The sequence below is a fragment of the Promicromonospora alba genome, assembly GCF_042654905.1.
GTDB classification, from domain to species: Bacteria; Actinomycetota; Actinomycetes; order Actinomycetales; family Cellulomonadaceae; genus Promicromonospora; species Promicromonospora alba.
The window spans coordinates 580,580-593,623 of record NZ_JBHSFI010000001.1; the positions used below are offsets into that span (position 1 = coordinate 580,580).

Consider the following 13,044-nt stretch of genomic DNA (forward strand, 5'->3'; position numbering starts at 1 on the left):
CGGTACCGCGACCGGGCCTCCGTTCGACGCGTGTGAGCGCAGCACGTGGACCGCTCGGCGGAGCGATGCGGTGCTCCGGCACACTGGTCCCGTGAAGCGACTCATCGTGACCGACGTGGACTCGACCTTCTTCCGCCAGGAGGTCATCGAGCTCATCGCCGAGCATGCGGGCACCCGCGACGAGGTCGCGGCAGTGACCGAGCGGGCGATGCGCGGCGAGCTGGACTTCGCGGCGTCCCTGCGGGAGCGCGTCGCGACCCTCGCCGGCGTGCCCGTCGCGGCGCTGGACAAGGTGCGCGCCGCCGTCGAGCTGACGCCGGGCGCGCGCGAGCTGGTGGCCGAGTGCCAGGCGCGCGGCTGGGCGTTCGGGCTGGTGTCCGGCGGTTTCGCGGAGATCGTCGAGCCGGTCGCGCAGGAGCTCGGGATCACGCTGCTCCGCGCCAACCGCCTGGAGGTCGCGGACGGCGTGCTGACCGGCCGGACCGTCGGCCCCGTCATCGACCGCGCGGCGAAGGCCGCGACGCTGCGCGAGTGGGCCGAGGACCTGGGCATCCCGCTGGAGCACACGGTCGCCGTGGGCGACGGCGCGAACGACCTCGGCATGATCGAGATCGCGGGCGTAGGCGTGGCCTTCAACGCCAAGCCGGTGGTGCGGGAACAGGCCCCCCACTCGATAGAGGACCGCCTGGACAAGGTCCTAGACCTCCTCTGAGCCACCTGTCAGAAACCGACGGACGTGTCAGACGCTCAGGTCACCAGGGTGATCTGTACGTCTGACACGTCCGTCGGCGTCTGACACGTCGTCAGGTCAGGCGGGGCGGGTCACCTCGGTCAGGCGGGCGAGCTTGCGGTCCCAGTCCGACCATGGGACGTCGGCCTCCAGGACGGAGTACGTCGCCGTCGGGACGCCCACACGGACCTGCGCGAGCGCGTCGTCCTTCGACCCCGGGCCCGCCAGCAGCTCGGCGGTACCCGCCATCGCGGGCTCGTGACCGATCACGAGCACGGTCCGGCTGGCCGGGTCGAGCTCGCGCACGAGCGCCAGGACGCCGCGCGGCATCGCTCCCAGGAGCTCGTCGGTGTACGCCACCGGCGGCTCCCCCAGGTGCTTGCGCGCGAGGTCCCACGTCTGGCGGGTGCGCACCGCCCCGGAGACGAGGACGGCGTCGGGCACGAGGCCGGACGCGACCAACGCCGCACCGACCTTCGCCGCCTGGTCCCGGCCACGCAACGCGAGCGGCCGGTGCTCGTCGGGAAGTTCCGACGGCGGCTCCGCCTTCGCGTGCCGGAGCAGCACCAGTCGCCGCACCGGCAACGTAGTGGGCTCCGTGCCCGACGCTCTGCCCATCAGTGCCTCCTGCCCATCTATTGACCCATGGCGTGCACGCCGCCGTCGACGTGCACGATCTCGCCGGTCGTCGCCGGGAACCAGTCCGACAGCAGCGCGCACACGGCACGTGCCGCCGGCTCAGCGGTGGTCTGGTCCCAGCCGAGCGGGGCTCGGGTCGGCCAGGCGTCCTCCATCGTCGCGAAGCCCGGGATGGACTTGGCGGCGGTGGTGCGGATCGGCCCTGCCGAGACGAGGTTGCAGCGGATTCCTTCGGGGCCGAGGTCGCGCGCCAGGTAGCGGTTCGCGGACTCCAGGCCGGCCTTGGCCACGCCCATCCAGTCGTAGACCGGCCAGGCGAACTGCGCGTCGAACGTCAGCCCGACGACGGCGCCGCCGTCCGTCATCAGCTCACGCGCGGCCACAGCTATCGACTTGTACGAGAACGTGGAGACGTGCAGCGCGGTGGCGACGTCCTCCCAGGTACCCGTGAGGAAGTTGCCGCCCATGACGGACTGCGGGGCGAACCCGATCGAGTGCACCACGCCGTCGAGCCGGTCGAAGCCCTCCGCGCGCACGGCGTCGGCCAGCGCGTCGAGGTTCTCCTGGCTGGTCGCGTCCAGCTCGACCACCGGCGCCTCGACCGGCAGCCGCTTCGAGAAGGCCTGCGTGAGCTTCATCTGCCGCCCGAAGGACGAGAGAATCACCTCGGCGCCCTCGTCCTGAGCGAGCCGGGCTGCGTGGAATGCGATCGACGAGTCCGTCAGCACGCCCGTGACGAGCAGCTTCTTACCTTCGAGGAGACCCATGTTGTCCTTCCGATCGGGCGCAGGCGTGCCGAGGCGACCCCTGCGCTGGGTGCGAGCGTAATGCGAGTTGCGGCGTGGAACGAAACTCCGCGCCGTGCCGCATGGCAAAAGTGGTGGATATGTTCGGGCAAAACCGCAGGCCGCGGCGCCAGAGTACGGCTCAGTGCCCCATCCCGAGACCACCGTCGACCGGGATGACCGCGCCGGAGACGTAGCCGGCGGCGTCGGACGCGATGAACGACACCACGGATGCGATCTCGTCCGCCGACGCGAAGCGCCCGGCCGGGATCGTCTTGAGGTAGCTCGCGCGCACGTCCTCGGACAGCGCGGCGGTCATGTCCGTCTCGACGTAGCCCGGCGCGACGACGTTCGCCGTGATGCCGCGCGCGCCGAGCTCGCGCGTGATCGACCGCGCCATGCCCACCAGGGCGGCCTTGGACGACGAGTAGTTGACCTGGCCGGGGCCGCCGGACATGCCGACGATCGAGCCGATCAGCACGATGCGGCCCTTGCGGGCCCGGATCATGCCCTTCGACGCGCGGCGCACGCAGCGGAACGTCCCGGTGAGGTTCACGTCGACCACGGACTCGAACTCGGCGTCGCTCATGCGCATCAGGAGCTGGTCCTTGGTGACGCCGGCGTTCGCGACGAGCACCTCGACCGGCCCCATGTCCTTCTCGATGGCGGTGAACGCGGCGTCGACGGCGGCGGAGTCGGTGACGTCGGCCACATAGGCCTCGACACCCTTGGGCAGGTCGCCGCCGCGGTAGATGGTGGCGACGCGGTCGCCGTCGGCCACGAAACGCTCGGCGATCGCGCGGCCGATGCCGCGCGCGGCGCCCGTCACGACGACTACCCGGCCGGTAGGACCTGCAGCGATGCTCTGTGTGTCGGGCGTGGTGGTCACCTGAACTCCTCGATGCTGTGATGATGCACGTTCGCATGAGGCCGCGCGAGGCTGGGGCGGCGGCCGGTACCTGGCTCGATCCGGGTCCGTTGCGACGCTACCCCGCGCGTCGGGCGGACGCCGCGCGCGGCGGGCCCACAGGGATCCACTGGTCCTTGTGGGTTTTCTACAACAACCTGTGAGCAACGCCGCGCGTGCGCCCGTCCGGCGGCGTGTCTGACGGGCACGTCCCGGACGTAGACTGGCGAGATGAGCGAGCCGGTTCCGTCCATCACCTCGGCCCCAGAGCCGCTGGCAGTGGACCAGGCGCGCCGCACGCGCAGCTATCTGATCCAGATGTCCATCCGCGTGGTGTGCATCATCGGCGCGGTGCTGGTGGACGGCTGGGTCCGCTGGGCGCTCGTCGCCGCCGCTGTGGTACTGCCCTACTCGGCGGTGCTCATCGCGAACTCCGGACGGGACCAGGTCACGCACGACACCTCGCCCGTGACGCCCGCTGCGGCGCCCGCGCTCACCGAGCTGTCCGACATCGCCCCCGACGCGCCGCGGGCCCCGGACGCGCCCGCCCCGGACGCGCCCGGCGCCGGGCGCGTCATCGACCACGTCGACGACTGAGGGAACTACTGATGGACCTCCTCGGCCTCTCCGGCCCCGCACCCGACCCCGTACCCGAGGGCGAGCTCATCTGCAGCGCCAAGGGCTGCCGCGAGCAGGCGGCGTGGGGCCTGCTGTGGAACAACCCCAAGCTGCACACGCCCGAACGCCGCAAGGTCTGGCTCGCGTGCGACGAGCACCGTGAGCACCTCGAGCAGTTCCTCGCATCGCGGTCGTTCTGGAAGCAGACGGTGGCGGTGGCGGAACTGGACCGGGTGTCGTGAGCGACGGCGCTGCGACCGACCGTTCGGGCGTGATGAGCGACGGCGCCGCGAGCGCCCGGGGCGACGAGTCCCGCGGCCCGCGCACGACGCGCCAGTGGGTGATCCTGGCGGTCGCCGCCGTGGTCCTCGCCGCCCTGTGCCTGGTCGCGGGCCGCTGGCAGTGGGACCGCGCCGAGTCGCGCAATGCGGAGATCGACCTCGTGAACGCCAACTGGTCGGCGCCGGTGGTGCCGGTGGACGAGGTCCTGGCCGGGCCGGGCGCCGTCGTACCGAAGGACGAGGTCTGGCAGCGGGTGGAGCTGACGGGCGAGTACGTCACCGACGCGACGGTGCTGCTGCGCAACCGGCCCGTGGGCGGGCAGGGCGGGTACCACGTGCTGGTCCCGTTCGAGGCGCGGGTCGGCGGGCAGGACGTCGTCATGGTGATCGACCGCGGGTTCGTACCGCTCGGTGCCGACGGGTCGCGGCCCGACGCCGTTCCCGCGCCGCCGTCGGGCACCGTGACCGTCGTGGCGTCGCTGCGGGCCGACGAGCCCGCCTCCGACCGCGACGCGCCGCCCGGGCAAGTGCAGGCGATCTCGACCGAGCAGGTGCTCGCGGCGGGGCCGGACGGCGCAGCCTGGGCCGAGGGTCGCACCGTGGGCGCGTACGGCGCGCTGCGGGCCGAGGAGCCCGCGCCGCAGACCGGGCTGGCGTCCCTGCCCAAGCCGGACACCGACCCCGGGTCGCACCTGTCGTACGCGTTCCAGTGGTGCATCTTCGCGATCGGCGCGATCAGCGGGTACGTGCTGCTGTGGCGCCGGGAGCGCGGGGCGCTGCGCGGGGAGACCGTGTCGGCGGGTGACCTGCTGCTGGCCTCCGGCGAGGCGGCGGACGGCGAGGGTGTGCGGGCGCGCAGGCCGGCCCGGGAGCGGCGTCAGACGGCCGAGGACGAGGAAGACGCACTGATCGAGGCCCAGCTCCGCTGACCCTTGTCGCCGAAGTAGAGCGTGTGTCCGGACACACGCTCTATCTCGCGTGCCGGGCGTCGCCGAAGTAGAGCGTGCGTCCGGACACACGCTCTACTTCGGCGAAGCCGGGTCAGGCTCTTTCCGTGTCGCCCGAGCCGGCGGTCCGCTCCGGCTCAGGCAAGGGAGACGAGCTCCTGGTAGCTGTCGTTCCAGAGGTCTTCGTCGCCGTCGGGCAGCAGCAGGACGCGCTCGGGCTCCAGCGCCTCCACGGCGCCGTCGTCGTGCGTGACCATCACTACCGCGCCCTCGTACGTCTTCAAGGCCCCGAGGATCTCGGCGCGCGACGCCGGGTCGAGGTTGTTCGTGGGCTCATCGAGCAGCAGCACGTTCGCGCCGGACACGACGATCGTCGCCAGCGCCAGGCGCGTCTTCTCGCCGCCGGACAGCACGTTGGTCGGCTTGTAGGCGTCGTCCCCGCTGAACAGGAACGAGCCCAGCACGGACCGCACCTGCGTGTCCGTGAGGTCGGGCGCGGCGTGCCGCAGGTTCTCCACGACCGTCACGTTCATGTCGAGCGTGTCGTGCTCCTGCGCGTAGTAGCCGAGCTTGAGCCCGTGGCCGGGCTCGACCTCGCCCGTGTCGGGCGCCTCGACGCCCGCGAGGATCCGCAGCAGCGTCGTCTTGCCCGCACCGTTGAACCCGAGGATGACGACGCGGGACCCGCGGTCGATCGCCAGGTCCACCCCGGCGAACACCTCCTGCGACCCGTACGCCTTGGACAGCCCGCTCGCGGTGAGCGGCGTGCGCCCGCAGGGTGCCGGCGTCGGGAAGCGCAGGTTGGCCACGCGGTCGGACACGCGCTCGGCCTCCAGGCCGCCGAGCATCTTCTCGGCGCGCTTGATCATGTTCTGCGCCGCCGTGGCCTTGGTCGCCTTGGCGCGCATCTTCTCGGCCTGGGCGAGCAGCGTGCCGGCCTTCTTCTCGGCGTTCGCCCGCTCCCGCCGGCGACGCCGCTCGTCCGTCTCGCGCTGCTCGAGGTACGCGTCCCAGCCGAGGTTGTACTGGTCGAGCTCGCCGCGGTTGGCGTCCAGGTGGAACACCTTGTTCACGGTGGCGCGCAGCAGGTCGGTGTCGTGGCTGATCACGATGAACCCGCCGTTGTACGCCTTGAGGTAGTCGCGCAGCCACATGATGGAGTCCGCGTCGAGGTGGTTGGTGGGTTCGTCGAGGAGCAGCGTCTCGACGCCGCTGAACAGGATGCGCGCCAGCTCGATCCGGCGGCGCTGGCCACCGGAGAGCGTGCCGAGCGGCTGCGCCAGGACGCGCTCGTCCAGGCCCAGGTTCGCGGTGATGATCTGCGCCTCGGACTCCGCGGAGTAGCCGCCGGCCGCCAGGAAGCGCGCCTCGAGCTTGGGGTAGCGCTCCATCGCGGCGTTCTGCGTCGCCTCGTCGAGGGACGCCATCTCGCCCTCGGCCTGGCGCATCTTGGAGATGACCTTGTCCAGGCCGCGCGCGGACAGCACGCGGTCCATCGCGAGGACCTCGAGGTCGCCGGTGCGGGGGTCCTGCGGCAGGTAACCGATGTCGGTACCGCGCACGATCTGCCCGCCCGACGGGAGGGTCTCGCCCGCGAGGGTCTTGGTCAGCGTGGTCTTGCCTGCACCATTACGGCCCACCAGACCGATCCGGTCGCCCGAGGCGACCCGGAAGTTCGCCTCGCTCAGCAGCACGCGCGCGCCGACGCGCAGCTCGACGCCATGGGCAGTGATCACGCAGGTGTTCCTCACGGTTGGGGTGGTGGGTGGTCGTTCGGCCCACAGCGACGGGGGCCCTTCCAGTCTACGGGGTCAAGGCCAGGGATTACGGTGCGTTGCCTCACTCGGACGCCGGGCAACCGGGCGACCCCGACACGGTGCACGGAATCGTCGGCGTGTCGCGTGCATCGTGTCGGGGTCGTCGCTCGGTCCTGGACGGGACCGCCCGGCGACGGTACCTTCACGTCTGGTACTACGTTGTACCAGATACTCCGTCGTGACGATGCGGCGGCCACGTCGCCGGTGACGTGGTGCGACCGCCCGAAGGGATGAGACACATGGAGATACGGTTCGTCGCCGTGCTCGCCTCGCTCGCACTGGCCCTGGGTGCCACGGCGCCAGCCGCGGCCGCACCACCGCCGTCCCGCAGCGCGCAGCCGCCGTCCACCACCTTCACCAACCCGATCACCGAACCGTTCGCCGACACCTATGCCGATCCCGCGATCATCCGCGGCAAGGACGGCTGGTGGTACCTGTACGCGACGAGCGACCCGCTGGTCTCGGGCGGTCCGTTCGGCAACATGCACGTGTCGAGGTCCAGCGACCTGGAGTCCTGGGAGTACGTGGGCACGATCTTCGACAACGAGAACCGGCCGTCCTGGGCCGCGAGCGCCTCGTACTTCTGGGCGCCGGACATCCGGTACGTGGACGGCCAGTACGTCATGTACTACACGGTGACCGACACGGAGGCGAACCCGGACCCGTGGGACTACACGATCGGGGTGGCGACCGCGCCGACGCCGACGGGGCCGTGGACCGACTCCGGCGGGCCGGTCCTGGACCCGCGCCCGGCGGGCGGCGACACGTACCTGAACACCATCGACCCCGCGCTGTTCGCCGACGACGACGGGTCGCGCTACCTCTACTTCGGCGGCTTCAACGGGGGTCTTTGGGTCACGCGGCTGGACGAGTCGGGCACGCGGGCGGTGGGTGAGCTCACGCGGGTGACCGTCGCGGACCGGTACGAGGGCGCGTTCGTGGTCAAGCGGGACGGCTGGTACTACCTGATGGGGTCATCGGCGAACTGCTGCGCCGGGCCGGTCACGGGGTACAGCGTCTACACGGGGCGGTCGCGGTCGCCGCTGGGCCCGTTCACGGATCACGAGGGCGTGAGCCTGAACGAGTCGCGGGTGGGCGGCACGCAGGTGGTGGCGCAGAACGGGAACCGGTGGATCGGCGTCGGACACCACGCGGTGCTCACCGATGCCGCCGGGCAGGACTGGATGCTGTACCACGCGATCGACAAGGACGCCGCCTGGCTGGAGGAGCCGGGCGGCGTGAACCGGCGTCCCACGCTGATCGACCGGATGGACTGGATCGACGGCTGGGCGGTGGTCAACGCCGGCGCGGGGCCGAGCGAGGGTCCGCAGGCAGGGCCGGTGGCCGCGAGCGGTCTCGGCATCGTGCGCGGCGACCCGGCGTCGGGGTCCGGTCTGCGGCGGGTCGCCGGCACGTTCACGCGCGGCTTCGACGACTCGGGCGACGCGGGCGCGCTCGCCCGGCTGGTCCCGGGCCGGCGGGATGCCGCCGTCGTGCGGACGGCTCCTGCGCCCCGCGACGTGCGGGTCGAGGCCGACGTACGGCTGCCCGACGCCGACGCCTCGTTCACGGCGGCCCTGGGCGGGTCCGGCCGGGCCGCCGTGCTGGTGCGGCTCGACGCGGAGGCGCGCGAGCTCGTCGTCGGACAGGGGCGGCGGGAGCTGCGGGCCGCGCTGCCCGTGAACGCGGACCTGCGCGACTGGCACGTGCTGACCGTCGAGGCGCGGGACGGGGCGGTCAGAGCCCGGCTCTCGTCGAGCGGTCTGGGCGACGTCGACGCCGAGGTGCGGTTCGAGCCGCGTACCCCGCTCCCCCGGCAGGCTCCCGTGCACCTGACGGCCGACGGCGGCGAGGCGCGGCTCGACAACCTGACCGTCGTGCCGGCGCACGAGCCGGTGACCCGGCGGGTCGCCGAGCCGCGGGCGGGGGCGGTCACGTTCGCCGAGGAGTTCGACGGCGAGCTCGGCCCGGGCTGGGACTGGCTGCACGCTCCGTCGGCCGGACCGTCCGGCGTCGAGATCACGGACGGCGCCCTGTCCTGGCCGCTGACCGGCCACGACCTGGTGGGGTCGGCCAACGACGCACCCGCTCTGCTGCGCGACGCGCCGGAGGGCGACTTCGTGCTGGAGGCCACCGTCACGCTGCCGCTGGGCGAGAACACGGTGCGCAACTACCAGCAGGCGGGCCTGCTGGTGCACGCGGGCGACGACGACTTCCTGCGGCTCGCGCCCGTGTCGATCTGGCAGACCCGTCAGGTGGAGTTCGGCAAGGAGCTCACTGCCGACGGGCGTACCTGGTTCGGCGGGCACGTCTCCGGGCCGGTCGCCGACACGATGCACCTGCGCCTGTTCCACACCACCGACCCGGCCACGGGCGAGCACGAGTACCGGGCGGCGTCCTCGCGCGACGGCCGGACCTGGCGCTTCGGCGCCACCTGGACCCTCCCGGCGAACACCACCCCCAAGGTAGGCGTCTACGCGGGCGGCGGCGCCACCCCGGCGACGACGGCAACCTTCGACAAGGTGCAGCTCCGCGAGCTTGGCTGACCCCCGCGCGGGTCGCCGGGCGCACCTGTCAGACGCTCCGGCATGTGTCAGACGCTCAGGTCACTCGAGTGATCTGAGCGTCTGACATGTGCGGCGGCGTCTGACAGGTGGGTCACATGTCGGCCGGTCGCCTTGCCAGCGGGGCTCGGCCTGGTCTGGGATGGAGCTCATGCCTTCACCGAGCCACCGGACCGCACCCTGGCAGCCCGGCGACGTCCGCGAGGCGGCCGGCGGGTTGTTCGCTCTGGCGCTCGCCACGTTCGTCGCCATCACGACCGAGCTGGTTCCAGTAGGGCTGCTTCCCCTGATCAGCGACGACCTCGACGTCTCCGAAGGTGTCGCCGGGCTGCTCGTGACCGCCTACGCGTTCATGGTCGCGGCGCTCGCCGTGCCGCTGACGTCGGCCACACGCAAGCTGCCCCGCAAGACGCTGCTGCTCACCACGCTCGGGATCTACGTCCTGAGCAACGTGATCGTCGCGGTCGCGCCCACGTTCGCGCTCGTCGCGGTGGCCCGGGCGCTGGGCGGCGCGGCCCACGCGGTCTTCTTCTCGGTGAGCATCGGGTACGCGTCCCGGCTGGTGCGCCCGCACCTCGCGGGGCGCGCGCTCGCACTGGTCACGCTGGGCGCGTCCGCGGGCTTCGTGCTCGGCGTGCCGCTGACGACGTCGCTGGGCACCGCCGTCGGCTGGCGCACCTCGTTCCTGGTGCTGGCCGGGGCGTGCGCGCTCGCCGGGGTGCTGACCGCGCTGCTGCTGCCGTCCGTCGCCGGGGGTGGCACTCCCCCGGCCGACGCCGCCCGGGGCGCCCGCCGCACCGCGCTCGCCCAGGTCACGTCGGCGAACGCGCTCGCGTACCTCGGCCACTACACCGTCTACACCTACGTGTCGGTGCTGCTGCTGGCGGCCGGCCTCGCGACGGCGGCGCTCGGCCCCGCCCTCCTCCTGATCGGCGCGCTCGGCCTCCTCGGCGCCTGGTACGCCGCGGCCCGGCTCGACGTCCGGCTCCGGCAGACGACCGTCGTCACGCTCGGGGTCGTCGCGGCCGGGATCCTCGCACTCGGCCTCACCTTCCCAGGCACCGTGGGCACGCTCGCGGCAGCCGCGGTGTGGAGCATCGGTTTCGGCGCGGTCGCCGCCGTCTTCCAGACGGCGGCGATCCGCACCCGCGGGGCCTCGCCCGACGTCGTCGGGGCGCTCGTCAACTCCACCGCCAACATCGGGATCGGTGGCGGGGCGGCGCTCGGGGCGCTGGTGCTCGACGGCGTCGGGCTCCCCGCGGTGCCCTACGTCGGTGTGGCCCTCGTCGTGGCGGCGCTGGTCGTGGTGCTCGTGGCCCGCCGCGCGTTCCCGGCCGGGCCAGCCGTGGAGCAGACGGCGGAGTAGGACGTCGGGCCGCTCACGAGCACCACGGACGGCCACGGGTGATAGGGCCGACGTTTCACCGCCAGAGCGCGCGGTGGAACCGTCTCGGACGTACGGTCCGCCCATGGGCACAGACTCCCCGAGCGTTCCCGTCACCGTCGCCGACGCACTACCCAATCTCCGCACCGGCCGGCTGGCCCGCGGAGATGACCTGACGAACAACCGACCGGCCAAGCACCTCCTCGATGAACGTAGCGCCTACACCCGGCAGCACCTCACGTCGGTGCTGCGCGGCAGGCTCACCGGACGACCCGACGAGCGGCACCGGGCACTGAGCCGCAGGATCGCCGGCGTGCGGGCCGTCGCCCAGGAGCTCTGGGAGCTCGTGGCCAAGCGTCCCGTCTGGCGCGTCCTCCAGTCGGTACGCTCGGCCCCCACCACACGCTCGGGGCAGCGCCCCGCCGAGCTCGAGCTCGACCAGCTCGTGATCGGGCCGTCCGGCGTCTACACCATCCACTCCGTCTACCGCCCCACCCAGGACGTGACCGCCGACCTCGCCCGGGACGCCGCGCGCCGCACCCAGGAGATCCTGGGCCGCGCGACCCGCGTGCCGATCAACGTGCAGGCGCTCATCGTCTTCGTCCGGACGGATCAGCCCCGCGTGGAGGGTCCGCGCGACGGCGTCGAGGTGCTGACGGCGAACGAGCTGGTGCCGTGGCTCGAGAGCCGGCGACAGATGCTCACCGAACGTGAGCTCGAGATCATCCACCTGGCAGCCCGGGACTACCGCACCTGGGCCCCCTGACCCCGCCTCCTGTGCTGGTCGAGCTTGCCGAGACCCCCTGCTGGTCAAGCCCGATACCGCTGGTCGAGCCTGTCGAGACCCCTCACAACCCGACCCGCGCCACCCGCTTCCTTGCCGCCTCCGCAAGCCTGTCCCCCAGCTCGGAGAGCAGTACAGAAGACTTCACGCCCGACGCCGGGTCGGTCACCGCGAGCACCCCCGCCTCGATCTCGCGCGGCCCGAGCACCCCCAGCAGCGCGTCCCGGCGCTGACGCGCGAGCCGGATGCGGTTGCCGAGCGAACCGTCCCGTTCCACACGTACGCGCAGCCCGCGGGCGCGCAGGTCGGCGGCCAGCTCATCGGCCTGGTCCACCGCACCGCCGCCGACCCCGGAGTCGTCACCCGCACCGCCGTCACCCGCTCCGCCGTCGACCCCCGAACCGCCCACCGGCAGCAGGCAGACCTGCACCGGCGCGAGCCAGAACGGCAGCCGGCCGGCGTGCCGCTCCAGGAGGAACGCGACCATCCGCTCCATCGCGCCGACGGTCCCGCGGTGGATCATCACCACCCGCTCCCGCTCGCCGGACGCCGCCACGTAGGTCAGGTCGAACCGCTCCGGCTGGTTGAAGTCGAGCTGCACGGTCGCGAGGGTCTCCTCGTGCCCGCGCGCGTCGAGCACCTGGACGTCGATCTTGGGCCCGTAGAACGCCGCCTCCCCCGCCTCGGCGCGCCAGTCCAGCCCGCCCGCGAGCCGGGTCAGCACCGCCCGGAGCGCCTCCTCCGCGGTTGCCCACTCCTCGGGCGCGCCGAGCCACCTGCCGGAGTCGTCCCGGCCGGACAGCCGTAGGTACGACACCTCGATCCCCAGGGTCTCGAGCACCTCAAGGACGGCGGCCAGCGCGACGTGCACCTCGTCCGCCACCTGGTCGGGGCGGCAGAACACGTGCGCGTCGTCGAGGCTGATCTGCCGCACCCGGCTCAGCCCGGACAGGACGCCGGACCGTTCCGCCCGGAACATCGGCGCGAGCTCCGAGTACCGCACGGGCAGGTCGCGGTACGAACGCGGCTCGGACGCGTAGATCTGCGCGTGGTGCGGGCAGTTGGCCGGGCGCAGCACGAGCGGGTCGACGTCGGAGTCGCCCATGGCCATCGGCGGGAACATGTCGTCGGCGAACTTGGCCCAGTGACCCGACCGCTCGAACAGCGACCGCTTGCCGAGCACTGGCGAGTACACGGGTTCGCAGCCGGTGCGCAGCGCCACCTCGCGGGCGTACTGCTCCAGCTCGTACCGCACGGCCGCGCCGGCGGGCAGCCACAGCGGCAGGCCTGGACCGACGAGCGGGCTCGACTCGAAGATCCGCATGTCGCGGCCGAGCTCGCGGTGGTCGAGGACCGGTTCGCGCCGGTCGGCGCCCGGCTCGTGCCGGCCGGGCTGATCGTGCCGATCGTGCTGATCGGCGATGACGGCGTCGTTCATGGTTGCTCCTTCGATGGAGGAACCGCCCCGGTGCCGGGCAAACCAAAAGCCCCGGAGCGAGCTCCGGGGCTTGGGTTGCTGAGTACAGGGTCAGCGCGCGCCGGAGGGGTCCGGCGTCGTCGTGCGTGCGCTGAGGTGCATACGCCAACC

12 protein-coding genes are annotated in these 13,044 nt (G+C 72.5%); 7 read left to right on the forward strand and 5 right to left on the reverse strand.

Annotated features, from left to right (window positions below; translation table 11 throughout):
* The first annotated feature begins 91 nt into the window (after positions 1–91).
* On the forward strand, positions 92–712 hold the full coding sequence (gene serB / locus ACFO6V_RS02680; RefSeq protein ID WP_377131910.1) for a phosphoserine phosphatase SerB: 621 nt from the start codon (positions 92–94) through the stop codon (positions 710–712).
* 96 nt (positions 713–808) lie between these two features.
* Here serB and ACFO6V_RS02685 read toward each other — a convergent pair whose 3' ends face one another.
* The 3 genes from ACFO6V_RS02685 to fabG form a co-directional block, all read right to left on the reverse strand.
* Positions 809–1,348: a SixA phosphatase family protein gene (locus ACFO6V_RS02685; RefSeq protein WP_377131912.1), complete on the reverse strand. Its 540-nt coding sequence runs from the start codon at positions 1,346–1,348 to the stop codon at positions 809–811.
* A 17-nt stretch (positions 1,349–1,365) separates the two neighbouring features.
* Entirely contained in the window at positions 1,366–2,136 is a 771-nt protein-coding gene (gene fabI, locus ACFO6V_RS02690; protein ID WP_357508011.1) for an enoyl-ACP reductase FabI, read from the reverse strand.
* Positions 2,137–2,296: 160 nt separating this feature from the next.
* On the reverse strand, positions 2,297–3,043 hold the full coding sequence (fabG, locus tag ACFO6V_RS02695; protein ID WP_377131915.1) for a 3-oxoacyl-ACP reductase FabG: 747 nt from the start codon (positions 3,041–3,043) through the stop codon (positions 2,297–2,299).
* A 249-nt stretch (positions 3,044–3,292) separates the two neighbouring features.
* Between fabG and ACFO6V_RS02700 the strand changes: the two genes are divergently transcribed.
* Genes ACFO6V_RS02700 through ACFO6V_RS02710 form a run of 3 tightly spaced genes read left to right on the forward strand, consistent with a single transcriptional unit; the run spans position 3,293 to position 4,889 of the window.
* Positions 3,293–3,658, forward strand: a complete 366-nt coding sequence (locus ACFO6V_RS02700; protein WP_377131917.1) for a DUF3099 domain-containing protein — start codon at positions 3,293–3,295, stop codon at positions 3,656–3,658.
* An 11-nt stretch (positions 3,659–3,669) separates the two neighbouring features.
* A complete protein-coding gene (locus ACFO6V_RS02705) occupies positions 3,670–3,921 on the forward strand; it encodes a hypothetical protein (RefSeq protein ID WP_357508005.1) in 252 nt (83 codons plus the stop codon).
* Positions 3,918–4,889 (forward strand): SURF1 family cytochrome oxidase biogenesis protein, encoded by a 972-nt coding sequence (locus ACFO6V_RS02710; protein ID WP_377131919.1) that lies wholly within the window; start codon positions 3,918–3,920, stop codon positions 4,887–4,889. Before ACFO6V_RS02705 ends, ACFO6V_RS02710 begins: the two co-directional genes overlap by 4 nt.
* A gap of 155 nt (positions 4,890–5,044) precedes the next feature.
* Here ACFO6V_RS02710 and abc-f read toward each other — a convergent pair whose 3' ends face one another.
* Positions 5,045–6,643 (reverse strand): ribosomal protection-like ABC-F family protein, encoded by a 1,599-nt coding sequence (abc-f, locus tag ACFO6V_RS02715; RefSeq protein WP_377131921.1) that lies wholly within the window; start codon positions 6,641–6,643, stop codon positions 5,045–5,047.
* Positions 6,644–6,963: 320 nt separating this feature from the next.
* On the opposite strand from abc-f, the gene ACFO6V_RS02720 reads away from it, so the two are divergent.
* From ACFO6V_RS02720 to ACFO6V_RS02730, 3 genes are all read left to right on the forward strand, one after another.
* A complete protein-coding gene (locus ACFO6V_RS02720; RefSeq protein WP_377131923.1) occupies positions 6,964–9,270 on the forward strand; it encodes a glycoside hydrolase family 43 protein in 2,307 nt (768 codons plus the stop codon).
* Positions 9,271–9,439: 169 nt separating this feature from the next.
* Positions 9,440–10,654: an MFS transporter gene (locus ACFO6V_RS02725; RefSeq protein ID WP_377131925.1), complete on the forward strand. Its 1,215-nt coding sequence runs from the start codon at positions 9,440–9,442 to the stop codon at positions 10,652–10,654.
* A gap of 103 nt (positions 10,655–10,757) precedes the next feature.
* Positions 10,758–11,438 (forward strand): hypothetical protein, encoded by a 681-nt coding sequence (locus tag ACFO6V_RS02730; RefSeq protein ID WP_377131927.1) that lies wholly within the window; start codon positions 10,758–10,760, stop codon positions 11,436–11,438.
* 82 nt (positions 11,439–11,520) lie between these two features.
* Here the strand turns inward: ACFO6V_RS02730 and ACFO6V_RS02735 are convergent, their stop codons facing one another.
* Positions 11,521–12,894, reverse strand: a complete 1,374-nt coding sequence (locus ACFO6V_RS02735) for an aminoacyl--tRNA ligase-related protein (RefSeq protein WP_377131929.1) — start codon at positions 12,892–12,894, stop codon at positions 11,521–11,523.
* Between the last annotated feature and the right edge of the window lie 150 nt (positions 12,895–13,044).